Here is a 13518-nt window from a genome sequence, read left to right on the forward strand (position 1 = left end):
GCTCCTTGCGCAGTTGTGTTAAAAGCGACTTATGGCGTCACGCTGGACATGCGAGGGAGCGCCTCACCTTTACTCAGCCTCGCGACAATCTCTGGACCGGTAGCAACAGTGGCGCAGTAGCCCGCCATCCAGTCGAGGGAGCGGATCTTGTCTTCCGACCGAGCCGACACCACACAATCCTCAGGCACCCAGACGTTGTAACCCCTGAAGAAGGCGTCTGCGGCAGTGGTCTGAACACAGATCTGCGTCTGCATGCCGGTAATCACCACTGTCTCGATACCGTGCTCTTTCAACAGCCCTTCAAGTGCCGTTTCATAAAAACCGCTGTCTTTGTTTTTCTCGACAATGACGTCACCTTCGGCAACAAACTCTGCCATTACTTCCGCACCTTTCGACCCCTTGGCCGCGAGCATCCGGCCTTGGTGCAACTCGATGTTCGGATCGTCAGGCATATTGATCAACTGCAGATGGAAGATAGGGCAACCCAACTCTCGCATGTCGCCAAGAAACGATTGAAACTTTCCAGTAGCTTCTTTGACCGCAGCAACCCGCTCATTGGTTTTTTCCACCAAATCGTACTGAAGATCATTGGTCAACACTGCAACAGTTTGCTTTTTCATTCGACATTCCTTGGCAAGGATAGAAATTTACTTATACATACCGACCGTGCAGGCAACAGCCGCGCGTAACGCGACACAAGCGACCGCAGCCCTGCATTGTGATCTATACAATTAAATTAATACCTGAGATTTTTTTGTTATGCCGCCTATGCCCTGACCGGGCAGCGGCTATTCACAACAACCTGCTGAGCGCAAGCAGTGCAACAACACTATGGCCAAGAGTAAGTTGTCGCACAACCTACCAAAGCTGGTAGGGGCTGCTGTAAAAATCTCTAGATAAGCCTCAACGCTGCCGCCTGTGCAGCGGCTGAAAGCTTGTTACGGGCGCTAAATTTCTTCTGAATATTTTTTATATGGAAATTCACTGTATTGATAGAAATTTCCAATATTGCGGCAACCTCATCGGTACTTTTCCCATCGGCCGTCCACTTCAAAATCTCTGTTTCCCTGGAGCTCAAGCTTATCGGTGCCCGCCCCCCAGCACTTTCCAGCGCATTGAGCCGGCGAGTCAGTGCATCCAGCACACAACTCATTCGTAGCTCCAGCTCAGCAATTTGTGCATCCTGGATATCTTCTTCTCTACGGGCGAACGATAAAATGCGAAGCGCATTCCCTGCGCCCACGGCAGTCAGCGTTACACCGAATTTCAGTCCCCACTCCGCCGCTTCGCTAAAGAGCGTCGGGTTCTTCTCTTTTACATCCCTGCTCCACACTACAAATTTCGACGCGCTGGACCCCAAGGCAATAGTTGGGTCATCGGCACTGTAGTTTTTGGCATGGTATCGATCTAGCCAGGCAGCAGGAAAGTTTCCTCTAACTTCAGTTTTCGGCTGTGTAAACGGGGTCCCCTGTTTAACAGCAAACGTGTAGAAATCGAAATCCAAGTCTCTGGCTTCACGTGCTACCACGCTCAATACGCATTGCGTGCTAGACGTGGTACTAATCTCTGCGAGTAAATCCCTCCACCACTTCATGAAGCTATACGTTTCCTGCATCTCGCTCATCCTTGCTCACCCTATTAGTTCCTTTGCGAAGGGTCACGCACTCTCACGGTGCCACTCCCTGTTGGCTGACAGGAAGTTATGCTTGCGAACCCGATCATTCCTTATTCTTGGTTCGCGTACACCTGAAACGCCCCCTCTGAAATATTTTATCGCGACCATACTCCAACGCCCCAAAGCAAAGCAAATGAAATTCACGGCGCCTTTTTTGGTTCGTCACCGACTCAATATCGCGCGGGTTTCGACAATCAATATACTTCAACAAGATATGTACATGCTTTATATAAATGTACACCCACTAAGAGTGCTGTAGACACACCAACTAACCTAGCGGCTTCTTGCCTGGCTCCCAGACGATGACCAAGACCGGACGGCTGCGAGCGGCGAAACCTGGTGCCGTGAGTTGCAGGGCCAATCCTCAGCTACTGTCTACCCAGTCTGGAATTTTCTGAAATGGAGACCTCATGAAACTGATCGGCATGCTCGATTCCCCCTACGTCCGCCGCGTCGCGGTATCACTGGAGCTGTACGGCATCACTTTCGAACACCAGCCGTTGTCGGTATTCCGCAATTTCGCCGAGTTCGCCGCGATCAACCCGGTGGTCAAGGCGCCCAGCCTGGTCCTCGACGATGGCACGGTGTTGATGGATTCGACGCTGATTCTGGATTACTTCGAAGCCCTGGCCTCGCCGGCGAAAAAGCTCCTGGCGCAGGAACCTCAGGCCCGCGCCAGCGATTTGCAGGTGATCGGCCTGGCGCTGGCGGCCAGTGAGAAGTCGGTGCAGATCTATTACGAGCACAACCTGCGCCCGCAGGAGAAACTGCATACGCCCTGGCTGGAGCGGGTGACCGGGCAGTTGCTGGCCGCGTATGCGCAGCTCGACGGGCTGCTCGCCGAACAGCCGACCAAGTGCCCCACCCTGCCCTTGAGCCAGGCGGAAATCACCACCGCAGTGGCCTGGTCATTCACCCAGTACGTATGCGCTGAGGTGGTTGCGGCCAGCGACTATCCCCACGTGCAGCGCCTGGCGCAGAAGATTGAAGGGCATCCGGCAATGCTCAAGTACCCGATCGAATAGCGCCTGGCGCCAACCCCTCGCGCAGCATCTGTACGAAGGCATCCCTCGCCGGATGCCGTCCCGCCTGGGCATGCCAGTAAAAAGCGTTGCTGATGGCCTTGAGTTCGGCGAACTCATGGCCGCTCCAGCCGGCGCCTTTGCGGTATTGCTCGAAGATGCCCCTGGGCACCAGCGACACCCCGGCGCCCGCACTCACGCAACTGACGATGGCGCCATAGCTGGCAATGCCGACAATCGGCAGCTTTTGCCCCTGCTCGAGCAGCCAGCGCTCCAGCGCGGCCCGATAAGGGCAACCTTCCGGCCACATGAAAATGGCCTTGCCCTGCAGGTCTTCGGCGCTGCGGATCGGCCCCAGGGATTCGGGGGCGATCAGCACCAGGTCTTCCTGATACATCGGCGTGCGCTTGAGCAATGGCCGCTCGACCTCGACCGCGACAATTGCCCCATCGAGCCGATGGTTGAGCACGTCATCGAGCAGCTGCGACCAGGTGCCCGTGCTCAGCTCCAGTGATACCTGCGGGAAACGCGCATGGTATTCGGCCAGCAATCGCGGGAGCCGGCCACTGGCCGAGGACTCGATGGCGCCGATGCGCAAGCGTCCGCTGGGCACGGCTTGCGGGCTCAAGGCGGCCTTGGAGGCTTCGGCCAGGGCGAGCATCTGGGTGGCGTATTCGAGGAAGGTTTCGCCGGCCGGGCTGATCTTCAAGCCGCGCCCATGACGAAAGAACAGCGCCACGCCCAGCTCCTCTTCCAGTGCCTTGATCCGCGCGGTGATGTTCGACGGTACGTAGTGCAACACCTCGGCGGCACGGGCGATGCTGCCGGTGTCGTAGACCGTCTTGAACATGCGAATCTGCATCAACTCCATACATCACCAAAAGTGAACGATCAGTTCAGTATAAGTCGATTGTGGTGAGTAGAGGCCTTTTTGATACTAAAGCTCCCTGCCTCTGGAGCGACTTTCAATGCCACGCACCCAATCCCTGAAAATCGTCCTGGCGACACTGTTCGTGGTGTTGTGCTGGGCGTACTCACCCGCCGGTATTCATATCGCCCTGCAAGGTTACGACCCAGGTCATCTGGCCCTGGCGCGGTTTATCGTGGCATCGGTATTCATGGCGATTGTCGCAGTGTGGCGCGGGATCAGCCTGCCACGGCTCAAGGACCTGCCGCTGTTAATGCTGCTTGGGCTGTTCGCAGTGTTTTTGCACCATGTGGCGCTCAACTTTGGCCAGCGCGGAATCACTGCCGGGGCGTCCAGTGTGCTGGCGCAGTCCACGCCCTTGTTCAGCCTACTGATTACCTGTTTTGTCCTGCGCCAGAAGGTCAGCGCCTGGCACTGGGGATGCCTGGTGCTGGGTATGCTCGGAGCAGCGATGGTCGTTGCAGGTGATCACGGAGTAGGAGCGCTCGACGCCCATGGCCTGCTGGTGCTGTTGGCCGCGCTGTCGTGGAGTATCTACTTCACCCTGCAGAAGCTTCACGGTCATCGTTACGACGGCCTGACCATGGTGTGTTACACCGTGTGGACCGGCACGGCGTTGTTGCTGGTGTACCTGCCAGGCCTTGGCGCTGCAGTGACTGCGGCGGCGCCCCAGGCAAACCTGGCGGTACTGCTGCTCGGCGTGTTTCCCAGTGCCCTGGCGTACCTCGGTTGGGCTTATGTACTGAGCCATTCGGACGTCAGTCGGGCGTCCATGGCGCTGTACCTGATACCACCCTGCGCCATGCTGATCGCGGCCTTTCTGCTCGGTGAGCAGCCTTCGCTGCTGGTGATAGCCGGAGCTGTGGTGGTGTTGACCAGTGTGCTGGCATTGAACATTCCATCAAGGCTGCGAATTCAACGGCCTGAACAATTGCACCAGTAGCAGGCCGAGCATATAGAGCAGCGGGGCAGCGAACAGCAGACCGAACAGCACGATGTTCATCGCCTCACCAGCAATGACCTGCGGGTCGCAACTGATCGGCCCGCTGTTACCGCGGCCCAGACGAATGCAGCCGGACTTGGGCTTGGCTGTCCACAGTGCCGCCGCGATGCACAAACCGACCATCACTGAAAGCAGCAGCATCACCACCTGATCGCTGCCGCTTATCTGCAACCGTTGCCAACGTTCTCTCAGCCGCAGCTTCAGCATGCTGCCCTCTCAACCACGTCCTTGTTCATGCTCAGCCCCTTTACATAACGCCGCCCAGCTAGGCCGGTTCGGCAAATTTCACCTTGAAGTAGTCCAGCAGGGTTTGCCCACGGCGAAAGGCCTTGCGCACCTCGTCACTTTCTTTGACCAGCGCCTCGCTGGGCACCGCCTGCTGATCCACCGACAATGGCCGGGACCACTCCCGCACCACTTTGGGAAACGTTGCTCTGGGGCGATTGTTGACCCAGTTGGAGAGATGGCACGGCAAGGTCCAGCCACCGAACGCCTGGACGAACAGAAAGCCAAACACATACTGCAGCCACGGAAAGTTGTCGCGATAGCCAATGCGGGCCATATGGAAAAACGCCACCGTGCCCTCTTCAAATTCTTCTGACGGCGGTTCAGGCAAGGCTGCCGGGCCCTCTTCCATGTAAGCGCGAATCGCCTCCCATTCGGCAATTGCACCGCGCAGGCTGCCACAGGCCACGGTCAGCCACAGGACGTTACCGCTTTGGGCGTCACGCAGGCCGATCATCAGTTTGAACTCGGGCATCACCGCGTATTCGGTGACCAATTGCCCGGCCGAGACACAGGCGATGACCTCTTCCCAGGGTACATACTGGGGTGCGGCGCCCTTCTTCGGCACCATCGCCACTTCACGTCGCTGGCGATTGAAGCGGATCGGTGGCTGGACGCTGAGCTGGCGCACGGCCAGGCAAAATATGACGACGTACATCAACGCCAGCAGCCCGATAAAACCCCAGATGGGCGGTGATGCGAGAAAGTCGTAGACCCCCTCCCAGAACGGCTCAAGCCTACGCCGCACCCAGGCTCCGAGAAACGCCGTCATCACCACGCAGCTCACCACCCCCATGACGGCGGCAATACCGCAGCGGGCCATGAACTCGAAGTTGCCCCGACCGATACCAAAGTCCAGGTAGACCTCATTGGCATCACGATGCAAATGCCGGTAGCTATAGGCCTCTACCCCCGTGGGCAAGGGTTTGGGCGACAGGTAGACGATCTGAGTGCCGGAGACTTGCTCGAAGTCTCCGGCATGGGGCAGGCGCTGGTATTTGCTGTCAGGCATGAAAACGTTTCGAGTCCTTTCGACAGGGAAGACACGCCAGGCGCGCTTCCTATGAATAACGCCGCACAGTATCGCGCAAATAGTCATCCAGCAGTTGCGTATCACCGCGCAGCCTCGGCAAGGTCGGCGAGGTTTCGGCACGCCGCAACTCGCTGTCGATGAACGAGTGCAACAGCATCCGCCGCGGCCCATAGTCGGCTTCGACGGCCTGGCGCTTGATGCGCAACAACTCATCGATCTCGGCGAGCATTTGCGGCTCGCTCAGGGTGCCTGCCAGCAGATCGGCAAAAGCTGTCGGCGGCATGCCCAGGCCCAGGTCGATCCAGCGCACTGCCAACAGCGAACGCAGTACGTAGAGGTACTTCTTGAAGCGCACCTGCGCGCCCTGGAGGAAGTCGCGGTGGTTCTTTTTCGCCATCGACAGGTAGTGGTGCCGCGCCGCCCGAGCGCTGTAGAAGTTCAGCGCCAGCGCGCGCAGCGATTCCACCGCACCGGGCTCGGCGCGGTACACCAGCGGCGAGCCGAGCCATTCGAGCAGGGTCGGGTTGGAGTTGCGCAGCAGCTTCAGGGTCTTGCGCAGCTCCCAACCGCAGATGTCCAGCTCGTCGGTCAGCGGCCGCTCGATCACGTCGCGCGGCTCGTCGACGCGCAGGTACCAGTCCTGGTGCGGGACGTAGATGAAGCGCACGTCGAAATCACTGTCGGTTGAAGCAAAACCCCAGGCGCGGCTGCCGGACTCGCAGGCATAGAGCACAGTAACGTCGTGCTCGCGCTCGACCCGGCGCAACTCTTCAAGCACCCACTCGCGCATGGCCCCGGGCAATGGGTGACGGTCTTCCTTGTTCATGTTCGTGTCCTTGCAGTCGGGCGCCTCAAGGCACCCTCTCTAACCTTTGACGCACACCACCTGACGCAGGGTATGCACCACTTCCACCAGCTCGCGCTGGGCTTGCATCACCGCGTCGATGTCCTTGTAGGCCATGGGGATCTCGTCGATCACGTCCTTGTCCTTGCGGCATTCGACATGGGCAGTGGCGCGTTGCTGATCCTCGACAGTGAACGCCTGCTTGGCCCGGGTGCGGCTCATCACCCGCCCGGCGCCGTGGCTGCAGGAGCAGAACGACTCCTCGTTGCCCAGGCCGCGGACGATGAAACTCTTCGCCCCCATGGACCCGGGAATGATCCCCAGCTCGCCCTTCTGCGCCGACACCGCACCCTTGCGGGTGATCAGCACGTCGTGGCCAAAATGCCGCTCGCGCTGCACATAGTTGTGGTGGCAGTTGACCGCTTCGAGGTTGGCCTCGAAGGGCTTGCCGATCACCTTGCGCGTGGCGGCGATCACCGCGTGCATCATCAACGCGCGGTTCTGCCGGGCGAAATCCTGGGCCCACTCCACCGCTTCGACGTAGTCGGCAAAGTGCCGGCTGCCCTCTTCGAAATAGGCCAGGTTGCGGTCCGGCAGGTTGGCGATGTGCTGGCGCATGTCGGCCTGGGCCAGTTCGATGAACAGGTTGCCGATGGCGTTGCCGACCCCGCGCGAACCGCTGTGCAACATCAACCAGACGCAGTTGGCCTCATCCAGGCAGACCTCGATGAAATGGTTGCCGCCGCCGAGGGTGCCCAGGTGCTGGCGGTTGTTGGTCTTCTCCAGCTTCGGGTACTTGTCGGTGATCGCCTTGAAACGCGCCGCCAGGTCGTGCCAGGCGTGGTCGGCGAGCGCCGGCACGCTGTCCCAGGCACCCTGGTCGCGACGGCCAAAGGTCTTGCCATGGGGCACGGCCTTTTCGATCGCCGAACGCAGGCCGTGCAGGTTGTCCGGCAGGTCGCTGGCGGTCAGCGAGGTCCGCGCGGCGATCATGCCGCAGCCGATATCGACGCCGACCGCCGCCGGGATGATCGCGCCCAGGGTCGGGATCACGCTGCCGATGGTCGAGCCCTTGCCCAGGTGCACATCGGGCATCACCGCCAGGTGCTTGAAGATGAACGGCATCTTCGCGGTGTTCAGCAGTTGCTCACGGGCGCCCTCGTCCACCGGGACGCCGTCGGTCCAGAGCTTGATCGGCTTGCCGCCGGCCACTTCGAGAATGTTCATTGTCGTACTTCCACTTTTATCTGTTGCTGCCGGGCCGCTGGGGCCCGGCAAATTTCATCCGGCCTTGATGCTGACCAGTCCATTCAACACCTGATCCAGGCCGCCGAACACCGAAATCCGGTCGATGCGCTCCGCCACCCGCTCCAGGGTTTCCAGCTCCTTCAGGCGCAGGGCCGTCGGGTTGTCTTCCATGACCTTGGCGGTATTGAGCAGCGAACGGGTCGCCGAGGTCTCTTCACGGCGGCGGATGACGTTGGCTTGCGCCGCTTTCTCCGCCTCCACCACCTGCGCCAGCAAGGTTTTCATCTCGCCCGGGAGGATGATGTCGCGTACCCCCAGGCCGCTGACTTCGATGCCGCTGCCAATGAGCTTGTCCTGCAGGTACTGGCTGACCGAATCGTCGATCAACTGCTTGTTTTCCAGCAGTTCGTCGAGGGTACGAGTACCCACCGCCGCCCGCAGGCCGAACTGCACCTCGCGGTACAGATGCTCCAGCGGCTTGCTCAACTGCGCGAACGCACCGAGCACATCGCTGTAGCGCCAGTTGGCCGCAAGATTCAGGCGCAGGCTGACCTTGTCGCGAGTAAGAATCTCCTGCCCGCTGATTTCCATGGCCTGGATACGCATGTCGACCAGCTCGACACTGACCTGGCGGTTGAAGCGCCAGAAGCCGTACTGCCCGGCTCCCAGCAACTCTTCCACCACGCCATCGACCTTGAGCACACCGACGTGGAACGCCGGCACCGCCGACAGCAACACCGCCTCCAGCCCGGCCAGGCTGCGGCCGCGCAATTTGGGCTGGTTAAGCTGGGCCACCAGGCTGGTACCCAGGCGATAGGTCTGGCTCAGGTCGATGCGCTGCAGGGTCTGCGCGCTCTGGCCTTTCCAGTACAGCTGGCGGCTGCCCGGGGCCAGTAACTCGACCAGGGCGCCGTCTTCAAAACGCAGGCCGGCTTCGTTTTCCGCCAGGTCCATGCGTTCGAAATACTGCTCGACCAGAGCCGGCTCGCTTTGACGCAGGTAGCCCGCCAGGCGATGTTCGAACAGCGAAGTATTGAGGCTGAAGGTTTCTACCGTCAGCCGGTTGTGCAGGTCGAAACGCTTGTGCACGCCAGGTTCGAGAATCGACACAAAGTCGCCTTCGCAGAACAGCAGGCCGCGTTCGTTCTTTTTCACGATAAAGCGTTTCAACAGTTTCATCTTGGTCATCCTGTGCAATTAAGTCCTTGGTGCCGGTGTTGCCAAAGAGCCGAGCGTTGCGGGCGTGGCCCGGAGGAGCCAGTTGCCGGGACATCCTGTCCACTGACCGCGTCCTGCGGTCCGGCAACTGCCTTGCTCCGGGCCCGGCCGGCAAGCCGGGCAAATCGGCGGTGGGCGCTGTGCACTCCTTGCGCACCTTGCAGCCTTCCCTGGCTACGCCCCACCGGCGGGTACAACATTCGAGATACCTTGGAGGGTATGAGAGGTTCGAGTCAGGCCTCGAGACCAGCGTCTCCGTGAGGAGCCACGCTATCGACTGCTCGTTGCGGCGGCGGCATGCACGACACCAACACCTGGGGTGGGCTCGTGCACCGGCGGGGACATAAACCCCGTCCCGTTGGCCAGCTTGGCGATGCGGTCGAGGGAGATATTGCGAGGGGCGTGCCAGGTTTTGAATTCGCCACCGAATATATTTTTATCTTATTGATTTATAAGGATTTTATTTTATTTTACGTAAATTCAGATTTTCCCCAAGCTCACAGCAAGCTGAGTTTTTATATATCATGAGATACGTACTTATCTTTTGAGCTAAACAGACATGGGCAAACGCAGCGTCGCCATCGGCTTTCTCGGCACCACCCTTGATCGCAACGGCAAGGGCGCGGCACGCTGGCAGCGCTGGCGGCCGACCATCAGCCTGTGCCAGCAAGCGCACACGCCTATCGATCGCCTGGAACTGATCCACGGCACCAGCGCCCGCGATCTGGGCCTGGCCGAGCGCATACGTGACGACATCCAGAGCATCTCGCCCCACACCGAGGTGCGCCTGCAGCCCATGATCCTGCGCAATCCCTGGGACTTCGAGGAGGTCTATAGCGCGCTGCACGACTTTGCCAGCGCCTACCCTTTCGATACCGAGCACGAGGACTACCTGGTCCACATCACCACCGGCACCCACGTGGCGCAGATCTGCTGGTTCCTGCTTACCGAAGCGCGCTACCTGCCGGCACGGCTGATCCAGACCTCGCCAGCCCGCGGCAAGGAAGACACTGCCGACCCGGCCGGCACCAGCACGCTGATTGACCTCGACCTGTCGCGCTACGATCACATCGCCTCACGTTTTCAACGCGAGCAGGCCGACAGCCTGAACTTTCTCAAGGCCGGTATCGCCACCCGCAACGCCGCCTTCAACCGCTCCATCGAGCAGATCGAACGGGTGGCCCTGCGCTCGCGGGCGCCGATGCTGCTGGTCGGCCCGACCGGGGCCGGCAAATCCTTCCTGGCCCGGCGCATCTATGAACTCAAGCGTGGCCGCCACCAACTGGAGGGCCGCTTTGTTGAAGTAAACTGCGCCACCTTGCGCGGCGACGGCGCCATGTCGGCGTTGTTCGGCCACAGTAAAGGCGCCTTCACCGGCGCCCAGAATGCCCGCGAAGGTTTGCTGCGCGCCGCCGATGGCGGCATGTTGTTCCTCGATGAAATCGGCGAGTTGGGCGCCGACGAGCAGGCCATGCTGCTCAAGGCCATCGAAGAAAAGCGCTTCTTCCCGCTGGGTTCGGACCGCGAAGTGGAAAGCGACTTCCAACTGATCGCCGGGACCCACCGCGACCTGCGTAGCCGGGTGGCCGAAGGGCTGTTTCGTGAAGACCTGTACGCCCGCATCAACCTCTGGACCTTCGAGCTGCCGGGCCTGGCCGGGCGCCGCGAAGACATAGAGCCAAACATCGATTTCGAACTGCAGCGCCATGCCCGCGAGCAGAACCGCCAAGTGCGCTTCAACCTTGAAGCCAAGCGCCGCTACCTGGCCTTTGCCAACTCGCCACAAGCACGCTGGGCCGGCAACTTCCGCGAGCTGTCGGCCTCGATCACACGCATGGCGACCCTGGCCGACAGCGGGCGCATCGACGAAGCGCTGGTGCTGGAGGAGATCGAGCGCCTGCAACGCGCCTGGGGCCTGGAGCAGGGAGCAAACCCGCTCGATGCATTGCTCGGCGACAAGGCGCTGGACCAGTTCGACCGCCTGCAACTGCACGCCGTGCTTAATGTATGCCGCAACGCCCGCACCCTGTCCGAGGCTGGGCGCCAGCTGTTCGATGTGTCGCGCCTGGAGAAAGACAAACCCAACGACGCCGACCGTTTGCGCAAGTACCTGGCGCGCTTTGGCCTGGACTGGAATCAACTCAAGGACTGATCAGGGTGCTAGAATTCGCGCCCTCTTCGGCCGCACCTGGCCGAGCACTACCGAAAAAGGACTCTCGGCCATGTCATTGCTGACAGCTACCCGCCTGCACCTCTGCTCCTTCGGCCTGCTGGCCGGCCTCAGCCTCGCTGCCGCCACCGCCTACGCCGACGAAGCCAGCGACCAGGCCCTGCACAAGGGCCGCTGGCAAGGCATGGCCGCCATGGCCAACCTGTACCTCAACGACGCCACCCCGGCCGAGTTCATGGACGCCGGCGACAAGGAAAAGAGCGAGCACGACAACTATGCCGGCGCCCTGGCCTTCTACCTGACTGCCGCCCGCCTGGACCCGAAGAATGCCTTCGCCGCCTACCAGGCCGCTGCCGCGCTGTCGTCCATGGACAGCCCGGAACTGGCCGCGCAGTACCTCGACGAAGCCCGCGAGCGCGGTTTCTGGCAAGCCGTGATCCTCAAGGAAGACGACGAGCTGGAGCCAATGAAAAATGACCCGGCCTACCAGAAGCTGCTGCAGGCCGCCGAGAAAAACTACCCGACCCAGGCCAAGGACGCCGGCCTCGCTGCGTTCAGCATTCCTGAAGGCAAGGCGCCGGCCGGCGGCTGGCCGGTGGTGGTGTGGCTGGCAGGCTTCGGCACCGAAGGCGTCAATGGCACCAACATGCGTGCTGACCTGGTCGGCGACAAGGCTGTGCTGGTGGCATTGAATGGCACCCTCAAGCGTGATGCGCACCAGTTCATGTGGCAGCAGCATTCGGTTGAGCCGACCGAACAGGCAGTAGCCGCAGCCCTGAAGAAACTGGAAAAAGACACCCGCATCGACCGCTCGAAAGTCGCCCTGATCGGCTTCTCCCAAGGTGCCGAACACGCGGCGCACCTGATCGCCCAGTACCCGCAGAACTACAGCGGCGCAGTACTGTTGTCGCCAGGCGGCTTCAAGATCCCGTTCACCGTGCAGAAGGCCAAGGACAAGCACCTGGTCGTGGTCCACGGTGCCCAGGAGCATGAAAGCAACCTGCAACTGACCGCTACCACCGAGAAAGCCTTCGCCAGCAACAACAAGGTACAGAGCCATGAACACCCTGAAGGCCACACCTTCCAGGATGACTGGCGCAAGGTCTACCCAGGCTACCTGGATTACGCCCTGGGCCTGTGAGGCCCGAATTAGACCTAGGTCGTAAGGCTGGGACTTGCAAACCTGATGGCACTCTGATGTATGCTTGGCCGGTCTTCAGGGCGGGGTGCAAGTCCCCACCGGCGGTAAATCGAAAGATGAGCCCGCGAGCGCCTCGGCCTTTGGCCGAGGGTCAGCAGATCTGGTGAGACTCCAGAGCCGACGGTCATAGTCCGGATGAAAGAAGGCGTCAGGTCAGGGCCAAAATGCGCCCTGGCGCACGCATTTTGTTCGCCCTGAAACGTTCATCGATCACTTACGAGGAGCGTTTCATGTCCCCTTTGCACCGCAAGCAATTCCCTAACGTCGCTGCTGCTGTCGCCGCCTACCAGGCCGGTAAACCCGTGCTGTTGCTGGATGACGACGACCGTGAGGACGAGGCGGATATCATTGCCGCCGCCGAAAACATCAGCCTGGAAACCATGGCCATGATGATCCGCGATTGCAGCGGTATCGTCTGCCTGTGCCTGGATGAGACCACCGTTGACGAGCTCTCGCTGGCACCGATGGTGCCGAACAACCGCGCGCGCCATGGCACCGGTTTCACCGTGACCATCGAAGCGGCTGAAGGTGTGTCCACCGGCGTCTCGGCCCAGGACCGCATCACCACCATCCAGGCCGCATTGGACTCGACCAGCGCAGACATGCGCATTGTCAGCCCTGGCCATGTGTTCCCCCTGCGCTCGCGCGATGGCGGCGTACTCACCCGCCGCGGCCACACCGAAGGCTCGGTAGACCTCGCACGCCTGGCGGGCTTGCGCCCGGCAGCGGTGCTCTGTGAACTGATGAACCCCGACGGCAGCATGGCCCGTGGTGAGCAGGTGGCGGTGTACGCCAAGCAATACTCACTGCCGGTTCTGACCATTGACGAGCTGGCGCGCTACCGCCAGGCAGCCCTGACCCCGGCACTGGAAAGCGCCTGAAAAATTTGTG

At 60.7% G+C, this 13518-nt stretch carries 14 protein-coding genes and 1 riboswitch; of the genes, 6 read left to right on the forward strand and 8 right to left on the reverse strand.

All coding sequences use genetic code 11. The annotated features are described in order from the left end of the window. Positions 1-29 precede the first annotated feature (29 nt). Both NLX68_RS18650 and NLX68_RS18655 read right to left on the reverse strand, forming a co-directional pair. Positions 30-620: a cysteine hydrolase family protein gene (locus tag NLX68_RS18650; protein WP_254285176.1), complete on the reverse strand. Its 591-nt coding sequence runs from the start codon at positions 618-620 to the stop codon at positions 30-32. A 272-nt stretch (positions 621-892) separates the two neighbouring features. Further along, positions 893-1624 (reverse strand): autoinducer binding domain-containing protein, encoded by a 732-nt coding sequence (locus NLX68_RS18655; protein WP_254285177.1) that lies wholly within the window; start codon positions 1622-1624, stop codon positions 893-895. Between the two features lie 461 nt (positions 1625-2085). On the opposite strand from NLX68_RS18655, the gene NLX68_RS18660 reads away from it, so the two are divergent. Next, complete coding sequence (locus NLX68_RS18660) at positions 2086-2700, forward strand: glutathione S-transferase family protein (protein ID WP_254285178.1); 615 nt, start codon at positions 2086-2088, stop codon at positions 2698-2700. On the opposite strand, the gene NLX68_RS18665 is transcribed toward NLX68_RS18660, so the two are convergent. Further along, positions 2681-3568, reverse strand: a complete 888-nt coding sequence (locus NLX68_RS18665; RefSeq protein ID WP_254285179.1) for a LysR family transcriptional regulator — start codon at positions 3566-3568, stop codon at positions 2681-2683. The two genes, NLX68_RS18660 and NLX68_RS18665, sit on opposite strands and share 20 nt — an antisense overlap. A 97-nt stretch (positions 3569-3665) precedes the next feature. Between NLX68_RS18665 and NLX68_RS18670 the strand changes: the two genes are divergently transcribed. Further along, the gene (locus NLX68_RS18670; RefSeq protein ID WP_254285180.1) at positions 3666-4568 is read left to right on the forward strand and encodes a DMT family transporter; all 903 of its coding nucleotides are present in this window, start codon (positions 3666-3668) and stop codon (positions 4566-4568) included. Here the strand turns inward: NLX68_RS18670 and NLX68_RS18675 are convergent. From NLX68_RS18675 to NLX68_RS18695, 5 genes are read right to left on the reverse strand one after another with little or no spacing between them, the layout of a single operon-like run. Then, positions 4527-4835 (reverse strand): hypothetical protein, encoded by a 309-nt coding sequence (locus NLX68_RS18675; protein WP_254285181.1) that lies wholly within the window; start codon positions 4833-4835, stop codon positions 4527-4529. The two genes, NLX68_RS18670 and NLX68_RS18675, sit on opposite strands and share 42 nt — an antisense overlap. A gap of 58 nt (positions 4836-4893) precedes the next feature. Then, on the reverse strand, positions 4894-5925 hold the full coding sequence (locus NLX68_RS18680) for a DUF6708 domain-containing protein (protein WP_254285182.1): 1032 nt from the start codon (positions 5923-5925) through the stop codon (positions 4894-4896). A 49-nt stretch (positions 5926-5974) separates the two neighbouring features. After that, complete coding sequence (locus NLX68_RS18685; protein WP_254285183.1) at positions 5975-6772, reverse strand: nucleotidyltransferase domain-containing protein; 798 nt, start codon at positions 6770-6772, stop codon at positions 5975-5977. Positions 6773-6811: 39 nt separating this feature from the next. After that, positions 6812-8017 (reverse strand): RtcB family protein, encoded by a 1206-nt coding sequence (locus NLX68_RS18690; RefSeq protein WP_254285184.1) that lies wholly within the window; start codon positions 8015-8017, stop codon positions 6812-6814. Between the two features lie 54 nt (positions 8018-8071). Continuing rightward, positions 8072-9217 carry a slipin family protein gene (locus tag NLX68_RS18695; protein WP_254285185.1) on the reverse strand — a complete coding sequence of 382 codons (1146 nt, stop codon included), beginning with the start codon at positions 9215-9217 and terminating at the stop codon, positions 8072-8074. A gap of 336 nt (positions 9218-9553) precedes the next feature. On the opposite strand from NLX68_RS18695, the gene NLX68_RS18700 reads away from it, so the two are divergent. From NLX68_RS18700 to ribB, 4 genes are all read left to right on the forward strand, one after another. After that, positions 9554-9784 carry a hypothetical protein gene (locus tag NLX68_RS18700; protein ID WP_254285186.1) on the forward strand — a complete coding sequence of 77 codons (231 nt, stop codon included), beginning with the start codon at positions 9554-9556 and terminating at the stop codon, positions 9782-9784. Between the two features lie 31 nt (positions 9785-9815). After that, positions 9816-11408, forward strand: a complete 1593-nt coding sequence (rtcR, locus tag NLX68_RS18705) for an RNA repair transcriptional activator RtcR (protein WP_254285187.1) — start codon at positions 9816-9818, stop codon at positions 11406-11408. 70 nt (positions 11409-11478) lie between these two features. Further along, positions 11479-12567, forward strand: coding sequence for an alpha/beta hydrolase (locus NLX68_RS18710; RefSeq protein WP_254285188.1), 1089 nt, complete (start codon positions 11479-11481; stop codon positions 12565-12567). A gap of 67 nt (positions 12568-12634) precedes the next feature. Continuing rightward, a riboswitch (FMN riboswitch) is annotated at positions 12635-12778 on the forward strand. A 79-nt stretch (positions 12779-12857) separates the two neighbouring features. Next, the gene (gene ribB / locus NLX68_RS18715; RefSeq protein WP_026001301.1) at positions 12858-13508 is read left to right on the forward strand and encodes a 3,4-dihydroxy-2-butanone-4-phosphate synthase; all 651 of its coding nucleotides are present in this window, start codon (positions 12858-12860) and stop codon (positions 13506-13508) included. Positions 13509-13518 lie beyond the last annotated feature (10 nt).

Origin of the sequence: Pseudomonas sp. SBB6 (assembly GCF_024213215.1) — a bacterium.
GTDB lineage: Bacteria > Pseudomonadota > Gammaproteobacteria > Pseudomonadales > Pseudomonadaceae > Aquipseudomonas > Aquipseudomonas donghuensis.

What these genes read in the sequence shown, in the direction of transcription:
- NLX68_RS18665 (WP_254285179.1), bottom strand. Translation starts at nt 3,568, where the DNA reads ATGGAGTTGATGCAGATTCGCATGTTCAAGACGGTCTACGACACCGGC.
- rtcR (WP_254285187.1), top strand. Translation starts at nt 9,816, where the DNA reads ATGGGCAAACGCAGCGTCGCCATCGGCTTTCTCGGCACCACCCTTGAT.
- NLX68_RS18685 (WP_254285183.1), bottom strand. Translation starts at nt 6,772, where the DNA reads ATGAACAAGGAAGACCGTCACCCATTGCCCGGGGCCATGCGCGAGTGG.
- NLX68_RS18695 (WP_254285185.1), bottom strand. Translation starts at nt 9,217, where the DNA reads ATGAAACTGTTGAAACGCTTTATCGTGAAAAAGAACGAACGCGGCCTG.
- NLX68_RS18660 (WP_254285178.1), top strand. Translation starts at nt 2,086, where the DNA reads ATGAAACTGATCGGCATGCTCGATTCCCCCTACGTCCGCCGCGTCGCG.
- NLX68_RS18680 (WP_254285182.1), bottom strand. Translation starts at nt 5,925, where the DNA reads ATGCCTGACAGCAAATACCAGCGCCTGCCCCATGCCGGAGACTTCGAG.
- NLX68_RS18710 (WP_254285188.1), top strand. Translation starts at nt 11,479, where the DNA reads ATGTCATTGCTGACAGCTACCCGCCTGCACCTCTGCTCCTTCGGCCTG.
- ribB (WP_026001301.1), top strand. Translation starts at nt 12,858, where the DNA reads ATGTCCCCTTTGCACCGCAAGCAATTCCCTAACGTCGCTGCTGCTGTC.
- NLX68_RS18675 (WP_254285181.1), bottom strand. Translation starts at nt 4,835, where the DNA reads ATGCTGAAGCTGCGGCTGAGAGAACGTTGGCAACGGTTGCAGATAAGC.
- NLX68_RS18700 (WP_254285186.1), top strand. Translation starts at nt 9,554, where the DNA reads ATGCACGACACCAACACCTGGGGTGGGCTCGTGCACCGGCGGGGACAT.
- NLX68_RS18655 (WP_254285177.1), bottom strand. Translation starts at nt 1,624, where the DNA reads ATGAGCGAGATGCAGGAAACGTATAGCTTCATGAAGTGGTGGAGGGAT.
- NLX68_RS18650 (WP_254285176.1), bottom strand. Translation starts at nt 620, where the DNA reads ATGAAAAAGCAAACTGTTGCAGTGTTGACCAATGATCTTCAGTACGAT.
- NLX68_RS18690 (WP_254285184.1), bottom strand. Translation starts at nt 8,017, where the DNA reads ATGAACATTCTCGAAGTGGCCGGCGGCAAGCCGATCAAGCTCTGGACC.
- NLX68_RS18670 (WP_254285180.1), top strand. Translation starts at nt 3,666, where the DNA reads ATGCCACGCACCCAATCCCTGAAAATCGTCCTGGCGACACTGTTCGTG.